Below are 15,947 nucleotides of genomic sequence, written 5' to 3' on the forward strand. Positions count from 1 at the left end.
GTGGAAAATTACCAACCTTGTTTCCTTATCCCTTGCTATAACCATGGCAGTACCATCGCTGCAGTGGTGTCATCGCTCGAACCTTTTTCATTACCTTTTATTGTGGTGGATGACGGCAGCAATAATGAAACTAAACAGGCACTTCAACAGTTAGCCGAGCAAGACAATATTACTCTGGTCACGCTGTCTGAGAATTTGGGCAAAGGTGGCGCCGTCATGGCCGGTATTCGCAAAGCGAAAGCGCTTGGCTACAGTCATGTGGTACAGATTGATGCCGATGGGCAGCACGACGTAGAAGCGCTGCCTAATCTGCTAGCGTCTTCACAGCAAAACCCCAATCATCTCATTTCTGGTCAGCCCGTCTACGATGATAGCGTGCCTAAATCGCGCTTATATGGTCGATACGCGACCCACGTTTGGGTCTGGATAGAAACACTGTCGTTTGCCATCAAAGACAGTATGTGTGGCTTTCGAGCCTATCCAGTTGCCAAAACCGTAGACGTGCTCGATAAGTACGACATTGGCACACGAATGGATTTCGATATCGAAATTCTCGTGCGTATGTATTGGGAAGGCGTCGAAATTGATTTTATTGAAACTCGCGTTATCTACCCTGAAGGCGGCATCTCCCACTTTGATGCTCTGTGGGATAACGTTAAAATCAGTTGGATGCACACGCGACTTTTCTTCGCCATGTTGCCAAGAATCCCTCGCCTACTGGCACGAAACCGTCGCAAAAACGCTGCCAATAAAGATGCACACTGGTCTAAACGACAAGAGCAAGGCACCATCTTTGGTATCAAATTGATGCTCGCGATCTACAGCTTGCTGGGGCGTAAGGTGTTTAACCTGATCCTCAAAGTTGTCATGCGCTACTATCACCTGACTGGCAAAGAGGCGAAACAAGCTTCTGAGATCTATCTCAATCAGCTACAAAATTACGCTCAGCAACACTCGCTCACTTTGCCTAATGGATTAGATAGCTATCAGCATTTACTCTCCTTTGGTCATACCATGCTGGATAAACTGGCCGCTTGGAAAGGTGACTTCAATGTCGATAACCTGACCATCCACGGTCAAGAACATTTCCAAGAGATGGTCGACAATAACCAAGGGGTACTTATCCTTGGTTCGCACTTGGGTAATATCGAGCTTTGCCGTGCGCTTGGCCGCCGACATTCACACGTCAAGATTAACGCTCTGGTCTTTACTGAACATGCTGAGCGTTTCAACACCGTAATGAAGGCCGTCAACCCAAGTTCTGAGTTAAATCTGATCCGGGTCAGCTCAATGGGGCCTGATACCGCGATTTTACTCCAGCAAAAAATCGAGCAAGGTGAGTGGGTGGTTATTGTTGGCGACCGCACTTCCACCAGCAAAGAAAGTCGCTCTGTGCGGGCAGAATTTTTAGGTAAACCAGCTCCCTTCCCGCAAGGCCCATTTATGCTGGCTTCAGTGCTCAAAGCGCCTGTTTACCTGTTATTTGGCTTAAGAGATGACTCAAGTGAGAAACCTCACTTTGACGTCTATTTCGAACCGTTTAGCGACAAGATCGTTCTTCCTCGTAAGGAGCGACAGCAAGCACTAGAGAAAGTGGTGCAGGATTATGCTAATCGCCTGCAACACTACACCCTGCAAGCACCCTTGCAGTGGTATAATTTTTTCAATTTTTGGACATTAAGTAATCAGAATGATGACAAAGCAAAACACTAACGCCATTAAGTTTGGCGCACAGGCGCTAACCATAGAAGATGTGGTTGCCATTGCCCAAGGTGCCAATGCTAGCCTCAATAATTCACCAGAATTCACTGCAAAGATCGATCGCGGTGTCGCGTTTTTAGAACGCCTGCTGAAAGAAGAAGGCGTCATCTACGGTGTCACAACCGGCTACGGCGATTCTTGTACTGTCGCAATTCCGCCCAACCTTGTTGACGAACTGCCACTGCATTTAACTCGCTTCCACGGCTGTGGTTTAGGTGAGGTGCTCTCTCATGAACAAGCAAGAGCAGTACTCGCAACGCGTCTTTGCTCATTAGCGCAAGGTGTGTCTGGCGTTACCCATGATCTGCTTAACCAAATCGTTACTCTGATCAATCAAGATATTGCGCCACGTATTCCTCAAGAAGGATCTGTTGGTGCCAGTGGCGACCTTACTCCACTTTCTTATTTGGCTGCAGCATTAATTGGCGAACGTGATGTCCTTTACAAAGGTGAAGTGCGCCCTACCGCTGAGGTGTTTGCCGAACTTGGCATTGATCCTATTCACCTAAAGCCCAAAGAAGGCCTAGCCTTAATGAACGGTACATCCGTCATGACCGCATTGGCTTGTCTTGCCTATAAACGCGCCGAGTACTTAGCGCAACTTTGCACCAAGATTACTGCCATGGTTTCTGTCGGTATGCATGGGAATGACTTCCACTTCGACGAAGCTCTGTTTGCGGTTAAGCCTCACCCGGGTCAACAGCAGGTCGCAGCTTGGTTACGTGATGATCTAAAAGCGGATCGTCCACCGCGTAACAGTGACCGACTACAAGACCGATACTCACTGCGCTGTGCGCCGCATGTTATCGGTGTAGTCCAAGACTCACTGCCTTGGCTACGTTCAATGATTGAGAACGAACTCAATAGTGCCAACGACAACCCAATAATCGATGGCGACAACGAACGAGTTCTGCATGGCGGACACTTCTATGGCGGACATATTGCGATGGCAATGGATACGCTAAAAACCGGTATCGCTAACTTAGCTGACTTGCTCGACCGCCAAATGGCGCAACTAATGGATTACAAGTTCAATAACGGCTTACCATTCAACCTAACGGGTGCCGAAGGCGAACGTAAACCAATTAACCATGGCTTCAAAGCGGTACAAATTGGCATCTCGGCTTGGACAGCAGAGGCACTAAAACACACCATGCCAGCCAGTGTTTTCTCGCGCTCAACGGAATGTCATAACCAAGATAAAGTCAGCATGGGCACTATCGCAGCGCGTGATTGTATTCGCGTACTAGAGCTGACTGAACAAGTTGCTGCCGCTTCGCTTTTGGCAAGTGTTCAAGCGGTAGAGATTCGTCGCCGTCATAATGAGCTCGATGAGCACCACATGAGCGACAATCTAAAGATGATTCGCGATGCCGTACTTGGAGAGTTTGAATTTGTCGCAGAAGATCGTCCATTGGAGAAAGATCTGCGCCACTTTATTTCACGTATTCAACAGCGTCACTGGTCTTTGTACTCGGAGTCATAATGGAGCAAGAGATCCTATTCCCGCTCGAATCTGAGGTGACAATAGTCACCTCTTTTCAAGATGCTGACCCAATGGGCGTCATCTATCACGGTAACTACTTCCGCTACTTTGAAGAAGCTCGTCGTGTGATGATGGATAAGATTGAGTACGGCTACCTAGCAATGAATGCCTCTGGCTATATGTGGCCTATCATAGGGACTCAAGTTAAGTACGTGAAAGCGATTCCATTTAACCACGAGATCCGCGTAACCGCGAAACTCATCGAGTGGGAAAACCGACTGCGCGTCGATTACGTCATTTATGATAGCAAGTCAGGACAAAGAATGTGTAAGGGTCACACAATGCAAGTCGCAGTGGCAATGGAAACGGAAGAGATGTGTTTTGCCTCACCTAAGGCGCTAACGGATAAAGTAGAATACTGGCACCAACACGGGAGAATTGCCGAATGAAAAAATGGCTGTTAATCGCCCTGCTTGCTGTCTCTCCATTTTCATCGGCTACAGTCACTGATCTTGAGTCGCTGCAAGTTCAACTTGCACAGCATGAAATTGTTCGCGGAGACTTCACCCAACTGCGCCACATCGAAATGTTCGAGCAACCTCTTAGCTCACAGGGCAATTTCACATTAAGCAAACAGCAAGGGCTACTTTGGCAGCAAACGATCCCTTTTCCAGTTAATCTCGTTCTGACTGAAGATAAGCTGCGCCAAACTTTTGCAGGTCAAAAACCACAAACCGTCACCGCAAAAGACAACCCAATGGCCTTTTATTTCAGCCATGTGTTTTTGGCGGTTTTCCATGGTGATACGCAAGCACTGCAGGAGCAGTTCGACATTGCTTTCAAGGTGACCTCCGGCGACTGGACGATTACGCTGACGCCAAAACAAGCGCCATTAAATGCAGTATTCGAAACAATCACCCTAGTTGGAAGCCAGAACATTGATCAACTGACCTTAAAAGAAATTCGTGGTGATAAAACCGAGATTCTTTTCTCCAATCAAACTCATCAACCAGAGAGTCTAACGGATGCTGAACAAGCGCAATTCAGCTTCTAAACTCCCAAACTTGGCAGAAGCAAAAACAACGAAAAAGATCGCACTAGCATGGCTAGCTTTAGTCATGCTGTTTATTGCTATGCTTGCGAAGCAGTGGCTCTGGTCAGCCCAATCTCCGATTGAAACCAATATCCTCAAGCTGCTGCCTATCAATCAGCAAGACCCTGTCGCAGAACAAGCCTTTGAATCTGTCTCCGGCAATTTAAGTGACAAAGTCGTGTTTGTTGTCACCGCCAACAAAGATGAGCATGCCTTCGCGGCGGCCAGCCAATTGGAACAAGATTTGACCCAAACAGGGCTGTTTGCCGAAGTCGTCGGCAAAGTAAGTGCAGCGCAACAAAGTCACTGGGCGGCCTACTATTTTGATCACCGTTACCAGCAGCTGACTGCCGAGCAACGTGATAGGTTAGCTAATCAACCACAAGCTCAGGTCCAACATGTCCTTCAGTCACTGTATAACCCGTTTTCTGGTGTGACAGGTCAAGAGCTCGCGAGTGATCCATTCCTCCTTTTTAGAGATTACCTTTCTCAACTAACTCAGTTGAGCTCAGCTTTTGTCCTTGACCAAGGCTTCCTCACTACAGAGTTTGCAGGGCAAAAATATATACTTGTCAGTGCGACACTCAATGACTCCCCTTATAGCTTATCGGCGCAGCAAGGTGTCGCAGATATTGTTTCGATTGAGCACTCGCTAACCGAAAAGTTTAGCGCCAATACCTTCCATACTGGAGTGCTGTTTTACGCCCAATTTGGTACTGAAAGCGCCAAATCTGAGATCAGCACCATAGGTTTATTCTCGCTATTAGGCGTCATCATTTTAATTGTTGGTGTTTTCCGCAGTACAGCACCTTTATCACTTGCGCTTCTTTCTATTGGTGTAGGCCTTTTATCTGCGTTAGCTCTAACAACTTGGATATTTGGTAGCGTACATCTGTTTAGCTTGGTATTTGGAGCGAGCTTAATTGGCGTCTCCATCGATTATGCATTCCACTACCTAACCGAACGACTGGCCGCGGGTCAAAAATGGGACAGCCGTAAAGGGCTTAAGCATATCTTTACCGCAATCACTATGGGGCTCATCACCAGCTTAATCGGCTACCTAGGAATGCTGATTGCGCCTTTCCCGGGGCTGCAACAACTGGCTCTGTTCTCCTCAATTGGTTTAATTGCCGCCTACGCCACTGTCGTCGCTTGGTATCCTGTGCTCGCGGTTAAGCCAAGTGCTGACAGAAAGCTTCCAGGGCAATGGTTCTGGCAACAGTGGCTCACTGTGTGGACTAAACCTGCAGTTAAGTACGGGCTACCTTTAACTTGCTTAATCGCGGCGACCTTGCCTTTATCAAACTTGCACTATGATGACGATATCAGGCAGCTTCAAGCCATGCCTGAGAGTTTAAAACAGCAGGAAGAGTTCATTACCCAACTGAGTGGTCTGCAATCATCACAACAGATGTTGGTCGTGACCGCCGCCAACGATGAAGCGTTACTGCAAAGGCTTGAAGCTTTAGACACACAGCTAAAAGAATGGCAACGTGAAGGTAAAATCCAAAGCTACCAGAGCCTAAGCCAGTACCTGAGTTCAGCCGCTCGCCAAGAGCAAAACTATCAACTGATTCAAGACCTGTATCAGCAGCAAGGTACTCTTCTCCGCGATACGTTAAAGCTATCCGAAGTACCTAGTTTGTCTGCTCCGCTATCGAAAGTGACGCTGCAAGAGTATCTTGAGCATACTGTTTCGGAGCCAGTGCGCTTTCTCTATGTCGGCAAAATAGAAGATAAAGTCGCCGGGGTCGTTGTTCTCAATGAGCTCTCGCAACCAGAAGAGATTAAGGCATTTGCCAATATCCATAGTGATATTAGCTACCTCAATAAAGCCGAAGAAATCTCAGCTTTGTTTGCCGACTATCGAGTTAAAGTCATGGAGTTGCTTATTGCAGCGCTTACGGTTATCGCACTGCTATTGGTGAAACGTTATGGCTTCAAGCATTCAATCAAGATTTTAGTGCCTTCTTTGATTGCCTGCGTTGCCGGTTTAGCGACCGCTTCAGCCGTAGGATCTACACTGAATCTGTTCAATTTACTCGCACTTATTCTCATTATTGGGATTGGCATCGACTACACTCTGTTTTTTGCTGAAAAAGCGCGTAGCCAAAGTACATTACTGGCAATTACGCTTTCGGCGATGACCACATTGCTCTCGTTTGGCTTGCTGTCACTGAGCCAGACACACGCCATTCATAGTTTTGGTATCACAGTGTTGAGCGGTATTTTCGTTGCTTGGTTGCTGTCCCCTATGGCTATTGAAGAAAGGAAACCATCATGAAGTCACGTTTTCTATCCCAAACGCTATTAGCCACATTGCTTGGTGTGACTGTAAGTGCCTGTAGCTTAACTCCTCAATCAGCTACACCCGTTGTTCAAATTACTCAGCAGGAGCAAGTTAACTTACCAACACCAAGCGACCTAGGTTACTCCCTAACAGCTAGCCAACTGATTGAAGCGACATGGAACAGCGATGAGCAAAAACGTACAGAGCAGCTGCCTGTTCAGCTGCAAGTGAGTAGCGACAAACTGGTTTTAGCTGGTTTTTCATCTTGGGGCACTCGAATATTATCGCTTAACTATCAAGATGATGAGATCACAACCGAGGTATTAAGTGGCCTGGGGGGCGTCTTACCTCCTCCAGAACAGGTACTATTTAACCTGATGATCACGCTCTGGCCCGTTTCTGCTTGGGAAGCCCCATTAAATAAGGTAAGGTGGCGAATAATTGATAACTATAATACTCGAGCAATTTTCGATAATAGTGGTAAAAAGGTCATTGATATCCAATACAGCAACAAGGACAGGCTAAGCGGAGATATCGTTTTCCATCACTTAATCGACAACTACACTATTAAAATTAAAACACTGCAATTTAATAAAGTTTAGACAACACCATAGATAGCCATCATGCTGACACACGTTTCAAGACCCATTTTTATTCAAGACTGTGGCTTTCATTCTGCAATGGGATCTGAAGACTCTCAGATTCATCAGTGCCTGTCCGGTCAACGCGCATCAAACATGGTGCGAGATGATCATATACTTAATACAAAAACCTCAACCATAGTCGGTCGCGTGCAAGCTGATCTGCCCGAACTGCCTAAGCACTTAAGCGCATTTGATACTCGCAATAACCAATTAGCTCTCTCTGCACTTAAGCAAATTGAGGGTTCAGTCCAAAATGCCATTGCTGAATATGGTGCATCACGTATCGCTGTGATTATCGGCACTAGCACATCTGGCATTGCCGATGGCGAAATTGCCTACAAGCAAAAGTTAGATAGTGGCGACTTTCCCGATTCATACCACTACCGTAAACAAGAGTTAGGTAATACCAGTGACTTTGTCGCGTCCTACTTTGGAATTACCGGACCTTGTTATGCCATCTCAACCGCTTGTTCTTCTAGTGGGCGAGTATTTATTACTGCTCAGCGCTTAATGCGCAGTGGATTGGTGGATGCCGTCATTGTCGGGGGCGTTGATACGATCTGCCGCCTAACATTAAATGGCTTTAACGGTTTAGAAGCTTTATCCCAGAACCTTTGTCAGCCATTTTCAGAGAATCGTGATGGCATCAATATCGGTGAGTCAGCGGCGATAATGCTGCTGGGCAAAACACCATCAAAGGTTGCCTTGCTTGGTGCTGGGGATAGCTCTGATGCTCACCATATCTCTGCACCTCACCCTGAAGGTGTTGGTGCTGAGCAAGCGATGCAGAAAGCACTTGACGATGCAGGGCTAACTGCCGCTGACATTGGCTACGTCAACGCACACGGTACAGCGACCCCACTCAACGACAGCATGGAAAGCAAAGCCATCCATAGGCTGTTCCTAAACAACGTGCCTGTTAGCTCAACCAAGCCTTTGACAGGCCACACCTTGGGCGCTGCCAGTGCTACCGAAGCCGCGATTGCTTGGCACATTTTAAAACACGATTTACCACTACCGATTCAGCATTGCCAAAACAAAGCAGAAGACATAGAAGTTTCACTGGTTGAAACTCAAACCAAACTGCAAGGCAAAGCCATTTTAAGTAACTCTTTTGCGTTTGGTGGTAACAACATTAGTCTAATTTTTGGTTACACCCATGACTAACTACCCTTCAGTTGGGCAGCTACTGCCCCATGATGAGCCCATGATACTTATTGATCGTGCGCTAGACATTCAACGAGACACCATTCACTGTCAGGTGGATATTGGTGATAAGAATCCGTTCTTCAACGCCGAGTCACAAACCATTCCTGCATATGTCGGTATTGAGTTTATGGCTCAATCAGTGGCAGCTTGGTCTGGTTACCATGCCATGCAACAAGGCCAAGAACCGCCAATAGGATTTCTTCTTGGCAGTCGCCGTTACACGTCTCATTGTGACCATTTCAATCAAGGTCAAATACTCGATGTATACGCCGAGAAAATGATGGAAGATAACGGAATGGCCGTGTTCACTGCGCGTATCGAATTCGAGCAGCAAACCGTGGCGAGCTGCCAATTGAATGTTTACGTACCATCTGAAGAAAAATTAAAAGAAATGAAAATCAGGAGTCAACAATGACCCGACAAGTTTTAGTGACAGGCGCAAGTAAAGGAATCGGTAAAGCGATTGCCGTTCAATTAGCGAAAGATGGCTTTACCATTGCCGTCCATTATATGGGCGATCAGCAAGGTGCTCAGGACACATTGAACCTCATTGAGGAAAACGGTGGCAGCGGCCGTCTAATCCAGTTCGATATCAGCAATCGCGAAGAGTGCCGCTCTAAGCTAGAAGCCGACATCGAACAACATGGTGCTTATTATGGTGTGGTTAACAACGCAGGCATTACCCGTGATACCGCCTTCCCTGCAATGACAGAAGAAGAGTGGGATGGTGTTATCCACACAAACTTGGATAGCTTTTATAATGTGCTCCACCCATGCGTGATGCCAATGGTACAAAAACGCAAAGGTGGCAGAATCGTTACACTAGCTTCTGTATCTGGCCTAATGGGTAACCGTGGGCAAACCAACTACAGCGCGGCAAAAGCTGGTGTTATTGGTGCAACAAAATCTCTCGCGCTAGAACTGGCTAAACGTAAAATCACTGTTAACTGTGTCGCGCCTGGTCTTATTGATACCGGTATGGTTGATGACCATGTTAAAGAGCACGCAATGCCTCAGATTCCGTTGCGCCGCATGGGAGAGCCAGAAGAAGTGGCAGGCCTAGTCAGCTACTTAATGTCTGACATCGCGGGCTATGTAACTCGCCAAGTCATTTCGGTTAACGGGGGTTTAGTATGAGTCGACGCGTCGTAGTCACTGGTATGTCCGGCGTTACCGCCTTTGGTAACGACTGGCAATCTGTAGAGCCTAAGCTAAGAGCCTGCGAAAACGCCACTCAATACATGCCGTCTTACGAGCAGTACGATGGTCTTAACACTAAGCTCGCAGCGCCTGTTGATGACTTTGAACTGCCTAAGCATTACAAACGCAAGCAAGTTCGCGGTATGGGGCGTGTGTCTCGCTTGGCGACGGTGGCAACTGAAAACGCACTAGAGCAAGCAGGATTAATCGGCGCTGAGGTGCTTACCAATGGTCAAACCGGTATTGCTTACGGCTCTTCGACAGGCAGTACCGACGCTGTTGGTGCATTTGGTGTGATGCTCAACGAGAAATCAACCAGAGCTATTACCGCCACGACTTATGTTCAGATGATGCCTCACACTGCCGCAGTGAATGTCGGCCTCTTCTTTGGTTTAAAAGGGCGTGTAATCCCAACCAGCAGCGCATGTACTTCGGGTAGCCAAGCCATTGGTTATGCCTACGAAGCGATTAAACATGGCTACCAAACGGTCATGGTGGCGGGGGGCGGTGAAGAACTATGCCCAACCGAATCTGCGGTCTTTGATACTCTATTTGCCACCAGCTTAAAGAACGACGCGCCGAAAAGTACGCCTCGTCCTTACGACACTCACCGTGATGGGCTAGTGATTGGTGAAGGCGCTGGTACTCTAGTTCTTGAAGAGTACGAGCATGCTAAAGCACGTGGTGCCAAAATCTATGCAGAAATCATTGGCTTTGCCAGTAACTGCGATGCCGCCCATGTGACCCAACCACAGATGGAAACCATGCAGATTTGTATGGAAATGGCGCTGCAAGATGCGGGAATCGAACCGGAAAAAATCGGCTATGTTTCGGCTCATGGTACGGCGACAGATCGGGGTGATATTGCGGAAAGTAACGCTACCGCAAATGCGCTAGGTAAAGTGCCAATCAGTTCGCTTAAGAGTTACTTCGGGCATACTCTTGGTGCTTGTGGAGCCATTGAAGCATGGTTGAGCCTAGAAATGATGCATACTGGTTGGTTTAGCCCAACACTAAACCTAGACTTGTTAGACGAGCAGTGTGGTAATCTCGATTACATTACCGGCAACGGTCGCGAACTTGATGTTGAATACCTGATGAGCAATAACTTTGCTTTTGGTGGCATCAACACATCGATTATCTTTAAGAAGATCTAACCCTAGGGTCTCTTTCCCAGCCAAGTCCAACCGTGACTTGGCTGACTTCGCCCTCCTCCCCCGTTTCCCGTTTCCCGTTTCCCGTTTCCCTAATAATTCTATGCACTTGCGCACAATCTTTATGAAATGAGATTGGCTTAAATCCAAATCTGAAGCAAGCTCACAAGTTATTTTTAACAATTAAGTAACATGCAAAAATTCACTCATTACCTCGTGATTTCAGCCGCATAACGCACCGAATATAGCCAATATTCCACATATCCTTTTCTAGACTTGCTAACTTATTTTTAGGTAATTATTTATCTAATCATGCGCAATTTATAAGCGTTAAAACGTGAAACAGAAATAATAAGATAACGAGTGGAAAGGATTAATTATGTTTAGAATGAGCAAGTTAGCGGCTTCGTTAGCGTGTATTGTTTTAAGTGGTAGCCTCTATGCTGCAGAACCTTACGATGCAACGAAAACCTACTCTGGCGGCAGCCAAGTAACCGTTGGTGGCAATACCTATGAAGCAAAATGGTGGGTGAATGCAGGACAAAGCCCTACTGATAACTACGCCAATGAATGGGACTCTCCATGGAAGTTGGTCAGCGGCACCACTCCTGATCCAACGCCTGATCCAGACCCGACACCGGATCCAACACCTGACCCTACTCCCGATCCGACCCCAGATCCTACACCTGATCCAACGCCAGACCCAACACCCGATCCAACGCCTGGTACTGGAGTCTGTGCTGAATTCAACGTGTACCCAAATTGGACGCAAGGCGATCATGCCACTGGTGGCGACATCATGGTTAATGACAATGTTGCCTACAAAGCAAACTGGTGGACATCTTCCATTCCTGGTAGTGACAGCAGTTGGGGACATCACCTAGATTGTGACAATAACTCTTCAGGTGGCACTACTGCTCTTAAATTGCCAAACCCATTGGATCCAGTAAGGCTTGAAGTTAGCGGTTGGCCAAGTAACTTTGTGGTCGCAAGTCCTGCAAGTCTTGATTCTCCATCCACTTTGACTATCAATGCGATTAATAGCCAAGACCTTGCCAATCTGACCAAACTGACTGACGCCTTCGTGGCCTTGATTCAAGCAGCAGATCTTGCGGGCTCAACATCAATAATCCTCAACAGTGACGTATTGGATGCTGCAACAGCCGATAAAGGTGCAGCCCTTGGTACTGTCGCGGTCAAACAAGCACTAACCGCAGCAGTAGACGCCACTGGTACTCATAGCCAAATTGACGTTAACGCGATCAATACGCTTACGGATGATGTTAAAGGTTGGGCGCTAGCTCATAACCTTGTCATTTCAGCGCTGGCACCACAGGCGACATTCGGTTGGACATTGAGCATTGGTGATTTTGCTTACAACACTCATTCAGGTAAACGAGCTGTATGGAACGCCGCTTCTGGCGCGTCTTCAGATCTGTTGGCAAGTTTCGAGCTTTATAAAGCAGACTCACTCAACAAAGCCGACTTTGTTGCCTTTACTAAATCAGCAACGACTGCCGCTCTTACCGATGAGCAATGGCACTATGCGTTAGAATACGTTAAACAAGTGTCTGACCATATCAAAACACCAGCGCTACTCTCTTCGATTCCAACCACGCAGGCTTCCACCTACTTCTTAGGCAATAACTCTGGTGACCGCCATATTCGCAAAGCTGCACACAGCAACATTTTTGCGATTTTATTTGATACAGACAGTGCTGACCTAAATACTAAGATCGCTCGTTACCAGACTGCGACCGTACCTTTGTATTACGTTGGCGAAAGCGTGAAGAATGGACCACTAACTCGAATCACCTCATTGAATGCTGAATTGGCAAGTGCTGAAAATGCAATGAACAACCAAGCCTTCCTCTATGAAGTGGCTCAAGCACAATGGGCACCATCTACGGTATACAAATGGAATGACTTCTTAGCCGGTCTTAACTCGATGCACAATGTCGGTGTCGCTGGTAACACCTTCTGGCTATTGGATGACAATGCTAACGATGCGACGAACTCAGTTTACGCAAAAGTCGCCATTGCTGCATTCTTAGCGCAAAGTATGCAGGAAACCATTCGCTACAACGCTTGTGATGAAAACAACTGGTCCGAAGTAAGATACGGCGCTCCGGTTAACTACCCAATGACAGCAAGTTGTGGTCAGCTAGGTCAGAAATACGCCGATTACGGTAAAGACCCAGTTACCGGCATCGACCACCCTTACTCGTGTCCACGCGATCCGAAGATGGAAGTCACCGCACTAACTAATGCGAAATGGTACGGTGCGCCAGCGCCAGTCTTCGCAGCACCAGACTCTGTTCTTGCAGAGAAAGGTTTACTCGTAAACGGCAATGTTGGCCGCTGGACAAACGACGGTCACTGTATGGAAGTTCCAACCAGCGTAGATAGCTCCAAGCAGGTTTGGGAACGTGGTGAGTGTAAAGTTTACGAAGGCCAAAAAGCAGGTAAGTTCATCTGGGATGGTAGCGACACTAACGGCACTGTCGAAGGCTGTGGTTGGTGGGGCCGTGGTGTTATTCAAACCACAGGTCGCCAAAACTTCGGTACGCTAAACCACTTCATGGGTCGTTCTCACGTTGACCCAGATACAATTGGAACCACAGTGAATGGTGTTGTTGTTCAAGCACCGCCTGCAAACCCACTCTATGCCGATCTCGACTTCTGTTCTAACCCTGGCTTAATCTGTAGCTCAGAAGAGAACAGAGAGATCAAATGGATTGCAGGTCTATTCTACTGGGTAACCTCCGTACAGGCTTACAACGATGAAGGTGGTCCATACGCAAGCTGGAACTACCATACTGAGCTGAAGAGATACGTTGACGGTGGCCTACAAGGCACTGAGTTTATTGACGCAGTTTCAGGCATTGTAAACCGTGGCTGTCCTGATAGTCATTGTCCAGTGAGTGGTGAAGTTCACGCAGTTAAAGAGCGTCAAGACAACTTCAAACTTGTGTTACAAACTCTGGGTCTAAACCCTCAGTAATGAAGTAAAACATTAGCTATAACCAAGGCTCCTGATGTTCAGGAGCCTTTTTTATTTTTTAAAAGACAAACAGCGAGAACAAAGATGACCACGTATAATGCACGCTCCTGCACTAATACATAGCTCACAAACTATAAATTATACCTATGAAAAGTATGATAATCTTACTCTCCCACAGGCGACAGGGTTGCTTGTCAGGTTATCAATAATTAGATCATAAAAACTAAGGAATAATGATGTTTAAACGCCTACTTTGCGTTGCAGCTGTACTTGTAATGGCTGGGTGTAGCTCACCTAAATTTGACGGTAAGCCCCTTGAAGAGACAAACCAATCAAAGCAACTCACCATTGTCGAAGATGATGCGACACGAGATATTTTTCTGGCTTCAATGCTAAATTGGTGCGATATCAATGGCTACACATGTAAAGTTGTCGTAGATGGCACAACCCCTAAGGAAGATGAACTCACTCTCGACTATGTATCTCGCTGGAGCTGGGACTTTAAAACCTTTATCGCAGATGCTCGTATCACTGCATACCAGGAAGGGCAACGCGTTGGCTACGTGACATTCAAAGCACCAAATCAGCTGACTTTTGACAAATATGGAAGTGATGAAGAGCGCATTAAAGCTATGATGGACGTTCTTTTCAAAATCACCTCTGCAAAAGAAGCAACTCGTAAAGCTGGTAATGGTGAAATTTAACAATATAGAGCCCTCTTCTTGAGGGCTTTTCTAAATATTTTAAACGAATCTCTTCGAAACCTACTCAACCTTCACAATAAACCTTTACAATGCGCTAAGTTCAGGTACTATCTACGTGCTCTGCAATTCAGAGTTATTAGTGAAACTGCAAGTCGAAAGTAAATTCTTAGTAAAACGCGTTACCGTTGTTATCCTTAGTGTTTCCCTTAGCTTCATCGTTACATTAAATAGTTCAAATTTTCAGTGCATATAGAAGATTAACTTAACTTATATAAGGAAGACATCATGTCTAACAAAACTACTGGTATCGTAAAATGGTTTAACGAAGAGAAAGGCTTCGGTTTCATCACTCCAGAAAACGGCGGTGCTGACGTATTCGTTCACTTCCGTGCTATCGCTTCTGAAGGTTTCAAAACTCTAAAAGAAGGCCAACAGGTTTCTTTTGAAGTTGAACAAGGTCAAAAAGGCCCACAAGCTGCTAACGTAGTACCAGCTTAATTTTAGATTGACCTAAGCGTCAATTATCTAAGATTCGAAAAACCAGCCCAAGTGGCTGGTTTTTTATTGCCTATAAGAACGAAAAAGCTCTACCGAAGTAGAGCTTTCTTTAACAGCGATTACCACATTAAATCATCTGGCACGACGAAATCTGCGTATGGATCATCTTCAGCAGGGATATCTTCCGCTGGTGCATTTTGTTCGATGATGACGCTCTCGTCACGCATTGCAATTTTCTTCGCTACGCTACTTGGAATCACCACGTAAGTCTCATCAGCACGGGCAATAGATAGAATGCCTTTTGCTAATTGGTCACGAATCAACTGTTCAACATAGATAGCTTTAACCAGTGTGCCATCAGTAAAGTTGTATTTGATTTCGCCATCTTTCTGATCGATGGTGTTCATCTCAATCAGTTGCTTGATTTGCGCTTTAATCTCTTTGGATAAACGTTGCTCTTTCTGCTCTTCACTCAGTGCTTTATCGCGCTCTTGCTGTTGACGCTTGTTCTCTTCCACTGCTGCTTTGACTTCACGTGCTTGCACGCGAGATTTCTTCGAGCCCTTTTTGGCTTTCTTTAATTTTTTCTCGTTTACCAAGCCCGCTTTCAGCATTTGCTCTTGAAGTGTCAGTTTTGCCATCGTAGTTCCAAAGGTAATCAATTTGCTCTCATTTTAACGGTTCAAACCAAGCAAATAAAGGCTCCAAACAAGATAAAGTTGTCAGCGATACTGCATAGAAAATCATCCCAAACAAAGCAACAAAAACCTTGTCGTGACGACAAATCAATTTTGTTAGACTCTGCTGCCTTTTTATCCGTTAATGCGCTCGACGCGGAAGCTTAGAGAGCCAAATTCAGACCCGTGTCAGGTATGACTCAGGTCCACTGGGTCATGTATTTCTC

General features: G+C 46.4%; 14 protein-coding genes. 13 read left to right on the forward strand and 1 reads right to left on the reverse strand.

What is annotated here, in order from left to right; translation table 11 throughout:
• The 13 genes from AC5O63_RS03540 (at position 1) to cspE (ending at position 15,043) form a co-directional block, all read left to right on the forward strand.
• Positions 1 to 1,713: a glycosyltransferase family 2 protein gene (locus AC5O63_RS03540; RefSeq protein WP_494503940.1), complete on the forward strand. Its 1,713-nt coding sequence runs from the start codon at positions 1 to 3 to the stop codon at positions 1,711 to 1,713.
• Entirely contained in the window at positions 1,694 to 3,247 is a 1,554-nt protein-coding gene (locus AC5O63_RS03545) for an HAL/PAL/TAL family ammonia-lyase (RefSeq protein WP_004744625.1), read from the forward strand. The genes AC5O63_RS03540 and AC5O63_RS03545 overlap by 20 nt, the downstream gene beginning before the upstream one ends.
• Positions 3,247 to 3,696 carry an acyl-CoA thioesterase gene (locus tag AC5O63_RS03550; RefSeq protein WP_494503941.1) on the forward strand — a complete coding sequence of 150 codons (450 nt, stop codon included), beginning with the start codon at positions 3,247 to 3,249 and terminating at the stop codon, positions 3,694 to 3,696. Before AC5O63_RS03545 ends, AC5O63_RS03550 begins: the two co-directional genes overlap by 1 nt.
• Positions 3,693 to 4,301, forward strand: coding sequence for a LolA family protein (locus AC5O63_RS03555; RefSeq protein WP_494503942.1), 609 nt, complete (start codon positions 3,693 to 3,695; stop codon positions 4,299 to 4,301). Before AC5O63_RS03550 ends, AC5O63_RS03555 begins: the two co-directional genes overlap by 4 nt.
• Complete coding sequence (locus tag AC5O63_RS03560; RefSeq protein ID WP_494503943.1) at positions 4,273 to 6,624, forward strand: MMPL family transporter; 2,352 nt, start codon at positions 4,273 to 4,275, stop codon at positions 6,622 to 6,624. Before AC5O63_RS03555 ends, AC5O63_RS03560 begins: the two co-directional genes overlap by 29 nt.
• Complete coding sequence (locus AC5O63_RS03565; protein WP_494503944.1) at positions 6,621 to 7,232, forward strand: DUF3261 domain-containing protein; 612 nt, start codon at positions 6,621 to 6,623, stop codon at positions 7,230 to 7,232. Before AC5O63_RS03560 ends, AC5O63_RS03565 begins: the two co-directional genes overlap by 4 nt.
• Positions 7,233 to 7,253: 21 nt before the next feature.
• Positions 7,254 to 8,441 (forward strand): beta-ketoacyl-[acyl-carrier-protein] synthase family protein, encoded by a 1,188-nt coding sequence (locus tag AC5O63_RS03570; protein WP_494503945.1) that lies wholly within the window; start codon positions 7,254 to 7,256, stop codon positions 8,439 to 8,441.
• On the forward strand, positions 8,434 to 8,898 hold the full coding sequence (locus AC5O63_RS03575) for a hotdog family protein (RefSeq protein ID WP_494503946.1): 465 nt from the start codon (positions 8,434 to 8,436) through the stop codon (positions 8,896 to 8,898). Before AC5O63_RS03570 ends, AC5O63_RS03575 begins: the two co-directional genes overlap by 8 nt.
• Positions 8,895 to 9,620 (forward strand): 3-ketoacyl-ACP reductase FabG2, encoded by a 726-nt coding sequence (locus tag AC5O63_RS03580; RefSeq protein WP_171320555.1) that lies wholly within the window; start codon positions 8,895 to 8,897, stop codon positions 9,618 to 9,620. The genes AC5O63_RS03575 and AC5O63_RS03580 overlap by 4 nt, the downstream gene beginning before the upstream one ends.
• Positions 9,617 to 10,840 carry a beta-ketoacyl-ACP synthase gene (locus AC5O63_RS03585; RefSeq protein WP_494503947.1) on the forward strand — a complete coding sequence of 408 codons (1,224 nt, stop codon included), beginning with the start codon at positions 9,617 to 9,619 and terminating at the stop codon, positions 10,838 to 10,840. Before AC5O63_RS03580 ends, AC5O63_RS03585 begins: the two co-directional genes overlap by 4 nt.
• 376 nt (positions 10,841 to 11,216) lie before the next feature.
• Positions 11,217 to 13,841, forward strand: coding sequence for a cellulose-binding domain-containing protein (locus AC5O63_RS03590; protein WP_494503948.1), 2,625 nt, complete (start codon positions 11,217 to 11,219; stop codon positions 13,839 to 13,841).
• A gap of 236 nt (positions 13,842 to 14,077) precedes the next feature.
• Positions 14,078 to 14,545, forward strand: coding sequence for an Sbal_3080 family lipoprotein (locus AC5O63_RS03595; protein ID WP_171320549.1), 468 nt, complete (start codon positions 14,078 to 14,080; stop codon positions 14,543 to 14,545).
• Positions 14,546 to 14,830: 285 nt separating this feature from the next.
• On the forward strand, positions 14,831 to 15,043 hold the full coding sequence (gene cspE, locus AC5O63_RS03600) for a transcription antiterminator/RNA stability regulator CspE (protein WP_004744614.1): 213 nt from the start codon (positions 14,831 to 14,833) through the stop codon (positions 15,041 to 15,043).
• 119 nt (positions 15,044 to 15,162) lie between these two features.
• On the opposite strand, the gene AC5O63_RS03605 is transcribed toward cspE, so the two are convergent.
• Positions 15,163 to 15,684 carry a DUF2058 domain-containing protein gene (locus tag AC5O63_RS03605; protein ID WP_494503949.1) on the reverse strand — a complete coding sequence of 174 codons (522 nt, stop codon included), beginning with the start codon at positions 15,682 to 15,684 and terminating at the stop codon, positions 15,163 to 15,165.
• Positions 15,685 to 15,947: the final 263 nt, after the last annotated feature.

It is taken from the genome of Vibrio sp. SCP2 (genome assembly GCF_059295395.1).